11 protein-coding genes are annotated in these 12,893 nt (G+C 37.6%); 6 read left to right on the top strand and 5 right to left on the bottom strand.

What is annotated here, in order from left to right; translation table 11 throughout:
* Positions 1 to 37: 37 nt before the first annotated feature.
* From K322_RS0102415 to K322_RS0102395, 5 genes are all read right to left on the bottom strand, one after another.
* Complete coding sequence (locus K322_RS0102415) at positions 38 to 496, bottom strand: DUF4293 domain-containing protein (RefSeq protein WP_026625433.1); 459 nt, start codon at positions 494 to 496, stop codon at positions 38 to 40.
* Positions 496 to 828, bottom strand: a complete 333-nt coding sequence (locus K322_RS0102410; protein ID WP_026625432.1) for a DNA-directed RNA polymerase subunit omega — start codon at positions 826 to 828, stop codon at positions 496 to 498. The genes K322_RS0102415 and K322_RS0102410 overlap by 1 nt, the downstream gene beginning before the upstream one ends.
* 126 nt (positions 829 to 954) lie before the next feature.
* Entirely contained in the window at positions 955 to 1,800 is an 846-nt protein-coding gene (locus K322_RS0102405; RefSeq protein WP_026625431.1) for an outer membrane protein assembly factor BamD, read from the bottom strand.
* Positions 1,801 to 1,979: 179 nt separating this feature from the next.
* Positions 1,980 to 3,494: a GH3 auxin-responsive promoter family protein gene (locus K322_RS0102400; protein WP_026625430.1), complete on the bottom strand. Its 1,515-nt coding sequence runs from the start codon at positions 3,492 to 3,494 to the stop codon at positions 1,980 to 1,982.
* Entirely contained in the window at positions 3,491 to 4,192 is a 702-nt protein-coding gene (locus K322_RS0102395) for a Crp/Fnr family transcriptional regulator (RefSeq protein WP_026625429.1), read from the bottom strand. Before K322_RS0102395 ends, K322_RS0102400 begins: the two co-directional genes overlap by 4 nt.
* 365 nt (positions 4,193 to 4,557) lie before the next feature.
* On the opposite strand from K322_RS0102395, the gene tig reads away from it, so the two are divergent.
* From tig to K322_RS0102365, 6 genes are all read left to right on the top strand, one after another.
* On the top strand, positions 4,558 to 5,931 hold the full coding sequence (gene tig, locus K322_RS0102390; RefSeq protein ID WP_026625428.1) for a trigger factor: 1,374 nt from the start codon (positions 4,558 to 4,560) through the stop codon (positions 5,929 to 5,931).
* A 146-nt stretch (positions 5,932 to 6,077) separates the two neighbouring features.
* Complete coding sequence (gene clpP, locus K322_RS0102385) at positions 6,078 to 6,761, top strand: ATP-dependent Clp endopeptidase proteolytic subunit ClpP (RefSeq protein WP_026625427.1); 684 nt, start codon at positions 6,078 to 6,080, stop codon at positions 6,759 to 6,761.
* Positions 6,762 to 6,977: 216 nt separating this feature from the next.
* Positions 6,978 to 8,222 (top strand): ATP-dependent Clp protease ATP-binding subunit ClpX, encoded by a 1,245-nt coding sequence (gene clpX / locus K322_RS0102380; RefSeq protein WP_026625426.1) that lies wholly within the window; start codon positions 6,978 to 6,980, stop codon positions 8,220 to 8,222.
* Positions 8,223 to 8,362: 140 nt separating this feature from the next.
* A complete protein-coding gene (gene recQ / locus K322_RS0102375) occupies positions 8,363 to 10,549 on the top strand; it encodes a DNA helicase RecQ (protein ID WP_026625425.1) in 2,187 nt (728 codons plus the stop codon).
* Between the two features lie 98 nt (positions 10,550 to 10,647).
* Positions 10,648 to 11,112, top strand: a complete 465-nt coding sequence (coaD, locus tag K322_RS0102370; protein WP_026625424.1) for a pantetheine-phosphate adenylyltransferase — start codon at positions 10,648 to 10,650, stop codon at positions 11,110 to 11,112.
* Between the two features lie 105 nt (positions 11,113 to 11,217).
* Positions 11,218 to 12,816, top strand: coding sequence for a S41 family peptidase (locus K322_RS0102365; RefSeq protein ID WP_026625423.1), 1,599 nt, complete (start codon positions 11,218 to 11,220; stop codon positions 12,814 to 12,816).
* Positions 12,817 to 12,893 lie beyond the last annotated feature (77 nt).

The following is a 12,893-nucleotide window of genomic DNA, read 5'->3' as shown; positions in this document are numbered from 1 at the left end:
ACTTCCTCCTTTTCTGTCTATATAAGTGATAATTACCTTATCTTATTCGATTGAGCGACTGTACCAGTTTTTCGTCTGCTTTTATCTTTATTATAGCAAGAACGATAAAGATTAGTGCTATAACGGGTAGGATAACTCCGTATTTTACATTCACTAACGTTGAAGATGTAGCAGCCATACCTGTTTGCAGGTAGGTATAGATAGTTCCATAAGAAGCCAGGATTCCTGCTATTGCTGCATATGAAAGTTTTATTTGCAGCTTTCTATTCTTATAGAGAAATATAGAGACTATAGTGAGTACCGCTGTTAACGATACCACTCCTATAACACCCCATGTCGGATAACTTGATCCAACTCCGTTTTCAAAGAAGCCTAAGCATCGGTATATAAAATATCCGTTTGCTCCATCAGCCAAAAAAGCTAAAGGACTGAAAACAGTTACAGCCATTAAAATGGCTGCAACTAATAAATATATCGACTGTATTCTTTGTATCATTAGAAGTTGTCTTTATCCTTATTCGGGTTTCTATAGTAGATTTTGCCTTCAGTATATTCCTGTGCAGCAATAAGTCCCGCTTTAGGAAGTTTTTCGTAGTAGCGTGAGATCTCTATTTGCTCGCGGTTTTCGAATACTTCTTCCAGATTATCGTTATATGAGGCAAATTCCTGTAGCTTACGATCCAGGTCTTGTTTCATTTCTACAGCTATCTGATTGGCTCTTTTACCGATAATTCTTACAGTTTCGTATACATTCTCAGTATCAGCTGAGAGGCTCATCATATCTCTTGTAACCGTATTACTCGGTGCATTCGTTTTTTTGTAGTCCATAATTATTTAAAATCGCTATATAATGAATTTTGTTATTTCTATTAAGGTCTCAGACCTTCTTATTGATTTTGTAAGTGTAACAGATTGTATTATTTACTTTCTGTTCTAAATAAAAGGATAGAATCCTTATTTTGTTTCTTCTGGACTTATTGACAAATTGTCAGTGTTTTGTCCAATTGCTTTTAAAGCCTGCTTATGATATCTTTCGGCTTCCTTCTTATATTTTCCTTCGGGGAACATATTCAAGTAGTTGTACTGTTCATCAATAACGTCTCTATAACGTTCGGGTTTACGCTCATTTATACTCTGATTAGCCAATTCATATCTTGATCTCAAGATCAGAACCTGATATTCTTCGAGGTATTTCGAGTATGGGTATGTTTTTATTGCTTCTCTGGCAGTTACGACACATGATTCGTAGTTGTTACCCATATAATTACCCAAGTTGAAATACAAACGGCATGCCATCAATTCTTTTAGTGCCAGTTTTTCCTGCATTTCGAATAAGTATTCCTGAGCTAGCTGTACTTTATCGCTTTGAGGATACAATTCGAGGAATGTTTGGAACTCCTGCATCGATTTGTATGTATTGGTCTGGTCGAGGCGTACATCCGGCGAATCAAGATAAAGTCCGTATGCAGCATTATATCTCGACAGCTCAGTATAATCTCCTTTTGGATATGTATTGCAATATGCTTTATAATATTGAGTGGCAGTAGTATAATCTTTATTGTAAAAGTAACTTTGAGCTAATAAAAATAACGATTCCTCGGCATGTGAAGTTCCTTTAAATATCGGAACTAACTCTTCTAACAGAGTAGAAGCCTTTCCATACTTTTTCTCATCGAAATATTTCTTTGCATAAGTATATTTCAGTTCGTAGTCGGTACTTTTCAGTATTTTATTGTACTCGCCGCACGAACTAGTAATGAGCAGAGTAAGCAAGAAAGCAAAAAAGATCTTTATTTTCATTCTTTTATGTAAAAAAAGTATTCAATGATATACTTCTAGTTTATAACAACTTTTAGCTGTTTGATCAGCCAAAGCAATAAGAAGGTCCTAGACCTTTAGGGCACAAATTTAAGTAAAGCTTTTATATTTCGAAAAAAAAGTCTTTTTTTTAAGTTATTTTGGTATATCAAAATATGTTATCAGTCTTTATCTTCTGTAATAAAAGCGATCAGCCTTTCCACATAATCCCGGTTGTTTGATAATCTGGGGATTTTATTTTGTCCGCCTGTTTTGTTTATAGACTTCATCCAATTGTAAAAAGTTCCGGCAGCCAAAACCCTGACTTTGGGCATTTGAAGCGAGAGATTGTACGATCTTTTAGCTTCATAATCCGAATTTACTTTTTTCAGGCTGTTATCTAATACTTCCGTAAATTTATCAAGGCTGTCGGGCTGAGTTTCAAATTCGATGAACCATTCGTGAGCCCCAGCCGAATTATCGCCGAAATATATCGGGGCTGCCGTGTATTCACTTATTACTGCTCCTGTAGCCAGACAAGCTTCCGATAATGCTTTTTCTGCATTATCGATTATAACTTCTTCACCAAAAGCATTAATGAAGTTACGGGTGCGTCCTGTTATTCTGAAAAGATATGGCGATGTAGATGTAAACTCTATTGTGTCACCTATCATATATCTCCATAAGCCGCCGTTGGTCGAGATTATAATTGCATAATTCAGTCCTGTTTCTATTTCCTCGAGAGTCAATGTCTGCGGATTGGGCGAATCTATTTCATTAATAGGCAGAAACTCATAATATATTCCGCAGTCCAGCATCAGCAGCATATCTTTCGATTGTCTGGAGAACTGTACTCCGAAAAAGCCTTCAGATGCATTGTATGTTTCCCAATACATCATAGACGGTTTGTTGATGAGCTTTCGGTATTGCTCTTCGAAAGGAGTAAAGCTGACTCCGCCATGAAAGAATACTTCGAGATTAGGCCAAAGGTCGGTAAGATCCCTGCCTGTATCGGCTTTTATCTTTTTCAGTAAAACCAAGAGCCATGAAGGAACACCCATAAATGCTCTTATGTCATTCTTTATAGCATAGTCGGTCAGAGCTTGCAGTTTAGTTTCCCAATCGGGCAGCAATGAAATGCTTTCGGGGGTACGGCTTAGTTTAGCCCAGAAATACAGATTCTTGATAAGTATCGCCGAAATGTCTCCCGTGAAAATCCCGTCACCGATATGATTGATCTGCTTACTTCCTCCCAGTACCAGTGTTTTCCCCAGAAAGAATTTGGTTTGAGGATTACTTTTTGCATATATGGCAAGCATTTGTTCGCCACAACGGTAATGATTCTTAGTTAGAGACTCCTGAGTGACCGGAATGTACTTGCTTTTGTCCTGAGTTGTACCCGAAGACATTGCAAACCACCTAACGGGTTTGTTCCAAAGTATATTCTGTTGCTTGTCAACGATTATTTTATCGAGATAAGGTCTCATATCTTCATAATGAAAGATAGGAACCTGCTTACGAAAATCATCTTTGTTTTTGATGGATGAGAATTTGAATTCTTGTCCGATAAATGTATTTTGCCCTGATTGGATCAGGTATTCAAGTATTTTCTCTTGTGACTGAAAAGGGTGTTGTATAAAATAGTCTACTTCCTTGAATTTGTGATCAAGGTATTTACGTATTATAGATGCAATCATCCTATTTTGCTGATTTTTCGAAGTCTTTCTTCGTCAATGATTTTGATCTTTCTCCCGTCCAGCGAAATAATACGCTCGTCGACAAATGTCGATAATGTACGTATAGCATTGGATGTGGTCATGTTCGAAAGATTAGCAAGATCTTCACGTGATAGATATATACTTATTGTGGCTCCATCTTCTTCCAGTCCGTAGCTTTCGAGAAGGAATACCAGCGATTCGGCAAGTCTGCCGCGTATATGTTTTTGGGTAAGGCTTACAACACGTTCATCTGCTATACCTAGATCGGTAGAGAGTTCAATGATGAAAAACATGGCCAATTTGGTGTTTTTCAATACTAAAGCCTCTATTATTTCCATTGGAATACAACAAAGTGTAGATGCTTCAAAAGCCGAAGCATTGGTAACATAAGGTTCTTTAGCAAAGAATGCTCTGTAGCCAAAATTCTGAACAGGTCTTACCATTCTGATAATCTGGCTTCTGCCACCAACTCCGTTTTTGAAAATCTTGACTTTTCCTTTGAGTAGGCACATCAAATCCTTGGGGATTTCTTCCTCACAATAAATGATTTCGTTTTTTTTGTAGCTGACTAATTTAGCGTTCTCTTTTACTATTTCTCGCTCTTTGTCATCCAGAAGTGCCCATATTTCAGGGATACTAGCTTCTAAGCTAATTTCATCTCCCTTATCTTTCATCATAAAGTGCAGAATTTTACTAAGACTCAAAATGCATATATTTCAATGCATCGGCAAATATAGGTATTTTTTGTTTATTTTTATGATTTTTAGGAGAAAACCACAGCTGTATGCCTTTTGAGTGGGTATTGTGTCATTATCGGATTTCCGATTAATACCCGGGTTAACTTGTTGTGGAATAAACTATTGTTTGTGGCAAAAAAGGGAACGGCATCTTTCCTGTGAAAAAAGGAAATAAATTTGAATATTGGAATAATATAAACTATTTTTGCACCACTAAAAAAGTTGAGTGTACGGTAAGTCGTTATAAATCTTGATTTTTCTTACACCGAATTAATTAGATAAAAGTTATAAATAAAAGACCAAAGATGGATACATCTCTTATAAGTGTAGATAGTGTAAATGCTATCCTTAAGATTGAAGTAAAGAAGGCTGATTATCAGGTAAAGGTAGACGAAGCGGTTAAAACTTTCCGTAAGAAAGCAAATGTACCGGGATTTCGTCCGGGTACTGTGCCTGTAGGAATGGTGAAAAAAATGTACGGTAAATCTATTTTGGCCGATGAAGTAAATAAATTGGTAGGAGAAGGTATTTATAATTATATACAGGAAAATAAACTGAATATATTAGGTGAACCACTTCCCAATCAGGAAAAACAACAACCTGTTGATTTCGCTAAAGAAGAAGATTATGAATTTTTCTTTGATATAGCTTTGGCTCCGGAAATCAAACTTGATTTGACTAAGAAAGATAAAATGGACTATTTCAAAATCGCTATCGATGAAGAATTAGTTCAAAAACAAATATCATCTTACAAAGCTAACTACGGTAAATATGAGACTGTAGAAGAAGACGCAAAACCAACAGACCTTCTTAAAGGCGAGGTGGTAGAATTAGAAAATGGTACGCCTAAAGCCGGAGGTATAGCCGTTGAAGGTGCAGTACTTATGCCGTCTTATATGAAAGATGAAGAAGAACAAGCTAAATTTGCCAATGTGAAGAAAGAAGCTCAGATTGTATTCAATCCGGGTAAAGCTTATGATGGCAATGAAACAGAAATAGCTTCATTCCTTCACATAGATAAAGATGCAGTAGAAGCTATTGCTCCTGAGTTTATGTTTACCGTGAAAGAAATCACTCGTTACAAAGAAGCAGATTTGGATCAGGCTTTATTCGATAAAGTATTTGGTGAGGGTACTGTGAAGACAGAGGCTGAATTTTTAGATAAAATCAAAGAGTCATTATCTTCTCAGTTGGCACCCGATAGCGATTACAAATTTTTATTAGATGCTCGTGCATTATTAGAAAATAAAGTAGGGGATCTTACATTTCCTGATGCATTCTTGAAGAGATGGTTATTGACAACCGGAAGCGAAAAAACAGCAGAATCTTTAGATGCTGAATACCCAAAAATTCTGGAAGATCTGAAATTTCACTTGATCAAAGAACAATTGGCGAAAGATAATGATCTTAAAATAGAAGAGGCTGATGTTCGCAATGTTGCCATGCAGGCTGCAAGAGTACAATTTGCTCAATACGGAATGGTAGGTATGCCCGATGATGTTTTGGCAAACTATGCAAATGAAATGTTGAAGAATAAAGAGACTTCTCGTAATTTGGTAGATAAGGCTATGGAAGAAAAAATTGCCGCATGCCTGAAATCTCTGATTACATTGAATGAAAAAGAGATAAGTTTAGACGAATTCAAAAAATTTTTCGAAACTGAACAGACTGAAGCTTAATTCTCCTCTATAAAAGGTTTAATATAAAAGAAACCTTTGTCTATTTTCTTTATTCAGACAAAGGTTTTTTGTTTTCTTTCAGTATTAAGAGTTTTAGGCACGAGATTTGTAGTCTTTACTCAGAATCAATAAAAGAGATAATAATTATGAAAGATTTCAGAAAATATGCAACCCAGCACATGGGGATGAACGGGTTGGCACTCGATCAATATATGAATAGTGTGAGCAATATGAATATAACAAGCAGTTATATTTCACCCACTATTATCGAAGAACGTCAGCTAAATGTGGCTCAAATGGACGTATTCTCACGTTTGATGATGGATCGTATTATTTTTCTGGGTACACAAATCGACGATTATACAGCGAATGTGATTCAGGCTCAATTGCTGTATCTGGATTCGGCAGATTCAGGAAAAGATATATCTATTTATATCAATTCTCCGGGTGGATCGGTTTATGCCGGTTACGGAATCTATGACACCATGCAGTTTATTGCCAGCGATGTATCTACAATCTGTACAGGTATGGCGGCATCTATGGCTTCTGTATTGTTGGTTGCCGGACAAAAAGGAAAACGTTTCGGTTTGAAGCACTCACGTGTGATGATTCACCAACCTCTGGGAGGAGCTCAGGGACAGGCTTCGGATATAGAGATAACAGCCAGAGAAATAGGAAAAGTTAAGCAGGAATTATATAAAATAATATCGGATCATTCGGGACAACCGATAGAAAAGATCGAGAAAGACTCGGATCGTGACTATTGGATGAACTCTACAGAAGCCAAAGAGTACGGAATGATAGATGAAGTATTGCTTAGAAATAAATAATGAAGATATTCTGTCAGTATTAAGAATAAAGACTACCTATGGATTTCATGGGTAGTCTTTTCTTAGTAACTGCTGGGGGATTTATTCGTTTAAATTTTAAAACAGATTTTCGGATAAATTGCTAACAGTTATTTAGAGTACAGGCAGGTTTTATAAAGTAAAGTATTGGTGCTGTCGTAATGCTAGTTATTTACAGCACTGTTTATAGAAAAGAATATGGCTAAAAAAGGAGCAAACGATTTTTGCAGTTTCTGTGGCCGTGCAGGAAGTGAGGTCAACTTGTTGATTTCGGGTATTTCGGCTCATATCTGCGATAAATGCGTGGATCAGGCGTATTTGATCGTGAAAGATTCTTTAAGCTCCGGAAAAGGGGCGGGAGAGGTGTTGGATAGAAAAAATCTACCCAATCCGCAGCAAATTAAAAATTTCCTCGATCAGTATATTATCGGGCAGGATGATGCGAAGCGTTATCTATCGGTGTCGGTATATAATCACTACAAGCGATTGCTGCAGGAAAAAAGCGAAGATGATGTAGAGATTGAAAAGTCTAATATAATCATGGTTGGTCCTACCGGTACAGGTAAAACGTTACTGGCTAGGACAATTGCAAAGCTGCTTCATGTGCCTTTTGCGATTGTAGATGCTACCGTTTTGACAGAAGCCGGATATGTCGGAGAAGATATCGAAAGTATCTTGACTCGACTATTGCAAGCTGCGGATTACGATGTAGCTGCTGCCGAGCGTGGAATTGTGTTTATTGACGAAATAGACAAAATAGCTCGCAAAGGAGATAATCCCTCAATAACCCGTGATGTAAGTGGCGAAGGAGTACAGCAGGGTTTGTTGAAATTACTTGAAGGTTCTGTGGTAAACGTTCCACCTCAGGGAGGACGCAAGCATCCCGATCAGAAGATGATTGCTGTAAATACCAAGAATATATTGTTTGTCTGCGGGGGAGCGTTTGACGGAATAGAACGTAAAATTGCACAACGTTTAAACACTCGTGTTGTTGGATATGCTGCTGCTCAAAAAAATGCAGATATAGACAGAAATGAAATGTTGAAGTATATTATTCCTCAGGATTTGAAATCTTTTGGATTGATACCCGAAATAATCGGACGTTTGCCTATTCTTACATATCTGAACTCTTTGGATCGTGATGCTTTGAGAAGAATTCTTACCGAACCGAAGAATTCTATTATTAAGCAGTATGTAAAATTATTCGATATGGATGGGGTTGCTTTGACTTTCGACGATGATGTTTATGATTATATAGTCGATAAAGCTGTCGAATACAAACTGGGAGCAAGAGGATTGAGATCTATAGTGGAAACTATAATGATAGATGCGATGTTTGAAATCCCATCTACAGGAGATAAAAGTTTACATGTGACAAAACCTTATGCAGTACAGCGTTTAGAAAGCTCACACTTAGACCGTTTGAAAAATTCTCACGAATAAATCATTTTTTCAATTAAAATAAATCTTTTTTTTATTGGAATTTTCGGTTAAGACGCTATCTTCGTATCTAGTAAAAGCAATTATTCAATATTAGATATAGTAGTTTTTACCCGAGTTATTTTAGATCGATTTGATTTACTATGCCAAAAAAAGAAGATTTATTAATTGAGAATCTGAAAAAACATTTTGGATTTGATAAATTCAAGGGAACCCAAGAAGCTATCATCCAAAATATTTTGGCGGAAAAAGATACCTTTGTTCTTATGCCGACCGGTGGAGGTAAATCCCTCTGTTACCAGTTGCCCGCTATACTTATGGATGGCACAGCCATTGTTATCTCTCCCTTGATTGCCTTAATGAAGAATCAGGTGGATGCAATGCGTAATTTCAGCGAAGAAGACGGGGTTGCCCATTTCTTAAATTCATCACTGAATAAAGCGGCTATTGAGCAGGTTAAAAATGATGTTCTGGCCGGAAAAACAAAATTGTTATACGTTGCGCCCGAATCCTTGACAAAAGAAGAGAATATTGATTTTCTACACCATATCAAGGTATCGTTCTATGCGATAGACGAGGCTCACTGCATCTCGGAGTGGGGACACGATTTTCGACCCGAATACAGGCGTATACGCCCTATTATAAATGAAATAGGACAACGTCCTATTATTGCTCTGACAGCAACAGCTACACCCAAAGTGCAGCATGATATCCAGAAGAGTCTGGGAATGTTGGATGCAACAGTATTCAAATCTTCATTCAATAGGGAAAATCTGTATTACGAAGTTCGTTCGAAAACCGATAATGTCGATAAAGACATTATTAAATATATAAAATCTCAAGAAGGAAAGTCCGGCATTATATATTGTTTGAGTAGAAAGAAAGTAGAAGAGTTCGCTGAAATATTGCGGGCTAACAATATTAATGCATTGGCATATCATGCAGGATTGGACGCTAGTACCAGAGCTGATAATCAGGATGCGTTCCTGATGGAAAAAGTTGATGTCATCGTGGCTACCATTGCCTTTGGAATGGGAATTGATAAGCCGGATGTCAGGTATGTGATACATTACGATATGCCCAAAAGCCTCGAAGGTTATTATCAGGAAACCGGCCGTGCCGGTCGTGATGGAGGAGAAGGACGATGTATTGCATTTTATTCGTATAAAGACTTGCAGAAGCTCGAAAAATTTATGCAGGGGAAACCTGTGGCAGAACAGGAAATAGGCAAACAACTCTTGCTTGAGACTGCGGCTTATGCCGAAACAGCCTTGTGTCGGAGAATTGTTCTATTACATTATTTTGGCGAAAAATATAATCAGCATAACTGCGGTAATTGTGACAATTGTATAAACCCTAAAAAACAAGTGGAAGCTCAAGATTTATTATTAACAGCGATAGAAGCTGTATTAGCATTAAAAGAAAAATTTAAAACAGATTATGTTATCAATTTCCTGCGAGGTAAAGAAACCTCTGAAATAGAAACATACGGACATCAGGATTTGGATGCATTCGGATCCGGTGAAGGAACAGACGAAGACACATGGAATGCTGTAATTAAGCAGGCTTTGATTGCCGGTTATCTGGATAAAGATATCGAGAATTACGGTCTTCTGAAAATAACCAAAAAAGGCAAGGACTTTTTGAAGAAACCTGTATCTTTCAAAATTGCACAGGATGCCGATGAGGAAGATGAAGACGATGAAGATGTAATTATCAAAGGTGGCGGAGGAAGTTCGGCTGTAGATCCGGTTTTGTTTTCAATCATGAAAGATCTTCGAAAGAAGATGTCTAAAAAATTGAATGTGCCGCCTTATGTTATATTTCAGGATCCTTCTTTGGAAGCGATGGCAACAATCTATCCTACAAGTATCGATGAGCTGCAAAATATACCCGGAGTAGGGGCAGGTAAGGCTAAAAGATATGGAGCGGAGTTTGTTGAGATTATAAAACGACATGTTGAAGAAAATGAAATAGAACGTCCTGAAGACTTACGTGTCAGAACAGTTGCCAACAAATCGAAGATGAAGGTAGCCATTGTTCAAAGTATTGACCGTAAAGTAGCTTTGGATGACTTAGCCGAATCGAAAGGTATTGAATTCTCTGAATTGTTGACAGAACTGGAAGCAATTGTTTACTCCGGAACTAAAATCAATATAGATTATTTTCTGGAAGAAGTAATCGATGAAGACCATATGGCCGATATATTCGACTATTTCCAGGAAGCAGAGTCGGATGATCTGGAAGATGCAATAAATGAGTTAGGAACTTATACTGAAGATGAAATTCGTCTAGTAAGGATTAAGTTTATTTCGGACATGGCAAACTAAGGTTGCAGACCTTTTAGCTTTGGTAAACAAGACTGCCAAAGTTTGTCATATCTGTTATTTGATCAATTTTAATATCTGCAATAGAGGTCTTAATTATGATGAAGAAAGCTATTTTCCCCGGTACGTTTGATCCGTTTACAATAGGTCATGCATCATTGGTTCGCCGAGGGTTGGCTATTGTAGATGAAATAGTTATTTCTATTGGGGTTAACGATACTAAACAAAGCTATTTTCCGTTGGAAAAGCGTATTGATATGATTCGTTCTTTATATAAAAACGAATCCAGAGTATCGGTTACTTCCTATGATTGTCTTACCGTGGATTTTGCTAAAGAAGTCGACGCTGATTTTATCCTGAGAGGGATACGCTCTGTAAATGACTTTGAATACGAAAAGACAATTGCAGATATGAATCGTAAGATATCCGGAATAGAAACCGTTGTATTGTTTACTGAACCGGAGTACACCCATATAAGTTCGACCATTGTCCGCCAATTAATGCGTTTCAATCACGACATCTCAGACTTCGTGCCTGAAGGAATTAATATTGACATAAACGATTAGAAAGTTTCACTTGAATAGAGTTACTAGATAAATATTATATCAGATCAAGAGGTCAAGTAAGAGTCTTCTACTTGACTTCTTTGCATAAAAACACAAAGAAGGTACATGAAAAAGATATTGCTATTAGTTGTAGTGTTTACATTGTTTGCATACAGTGATTTATCTGCTCAGTTCAGTATGAGTCAGGGTACACGTAAACTGGCTACAACCATGACACTTATAGAGCGGATGTATGTTGATCAGGTAGATGACGAAAAACTGGCGGATGATGCTATTGTTGCCATTTTGAAGGAACTCGACCCTCATTCATCCTATCTGAATGCAGATGCTGTTGCTGAAATGAATGAACCATTGGAAGGTAATTTTGATGGGATTGGTATTTCATTTAATATGATGAGTGACACTCTGTATGTGATAGAAACGATAGCAGACGGTCCTTCCGAACGTGTCGGCTTATTGCCCGGAGACAGGGTTATTGCAGTAAATGATACAGCTATAGCCGGAGTCAATATGAGCACAAAGGATATCATGAAACGATTGAGGGGACCCAAAGGAACAAAAGTCAAAGTTTCGGTTGCAAGAAGAGGTGTTTCTGAGCCGATTGTCTTTCAGATTATAAGAGATAAAATACCGATCTACAGTCTCGATGCGTCGTATATGGTAGATCAAAAAACAGGATATATCCGTCTGAGCCGTTTTGGAGCAACTACGGTCGAAGAATTCAGACTGGCTCTTGAAAAACTGAAGGTTCAGGGGATGCAGGATCTTATTCTCGACTTACAGAGTAATGGCGGAGGGTACCTTACTGCCGCAACAGAATTGGCAGATGAGTTTTTAGGAAAAGACAAACTGGTTGTTTACATGGAAGGAACACATCAGGCTAAGTCGAGTGATGTTGCAACCGAAAAAGGGATGTTCGAATCCGGAAAATTAGTTATCTTAGTGGACGAAGGTTCTGCTTCGGCCAGTGAAATTGTATCCGGAGCGGTTCAGGATTGGGACAGAGGGCTGATTATAGGACGGCGTACATTTGGTAAAGGATTGGTACAACGCCAATTTCCATTGCCTGATGGTTCGATGATCAGACTTACGGTTGCCCGCTATTATACGCCTACCGGCCGATGTATACAAAAACCTTATGTAAACGGCGATCAGGATTTGTATAATAAAGATCTGATAGATCGTTATAACAGAGGGGAAATGATGAATGCGGATAGTATCCATTTTCCTGATTCTTTGAAATATAAGACGTTGGTAAACCAGCGTATTGTATATGGAGGCGGAGGTATCATGCCTGATTATTTTGTGCCAATGGACACAACTGAATATACCGATTACAGCGGACGTGTTAATGCAATGGGATTAACTTACAGGTTGGCATTGAATCAGGTTGATGCAAACCGTAAAGGTTTGTTGAAAAAATATCCGACAATAGATAAATTCAAGAAGGAATATGTGGTTTCGAATGACTTGTTGGATGATTTGGTGAAAATGGCTACCGAATCGAAAATTGAATTTAAAGAAGATCAGTTTGACCGGTCAAAAGATTTATTGAAACGCCGGATCAAATCATCTATGGCTCGCGATTTATATGACATGTCATCTTATTTTCAGTTAATAAACGACGAAAGTGTTATCTTTACCAAAGGTCTTGAGATAATTCGGGACGATGCGCAGTACTATAAGTTGCTGAAACAGAAATAAGACTGAGCTTCAGATCTCTTTTGTCGAAATAAGAGAAAATATTAACAATAAAAAAGCTCTCCGAGCTTAATAGAAAT

Origin of the sequence: Indolivaga capnocytophagoides DSM 22835 (genome assembly GCF_000426485.1) — a bacterium.
Classification (GTDB): Bacteria; Bacteroidota; Bacteroidia; order Bacteroidales; family Dysgonomonadaceae; genus Dysgonomonas_A; species Dysgonomonas_A capnocytophagoides.
The sequence above is the reverse complement of the archived record's forward strand: the minus strand, read 5'-3'. Positions and strand labels throughout refer to the sequence as shown.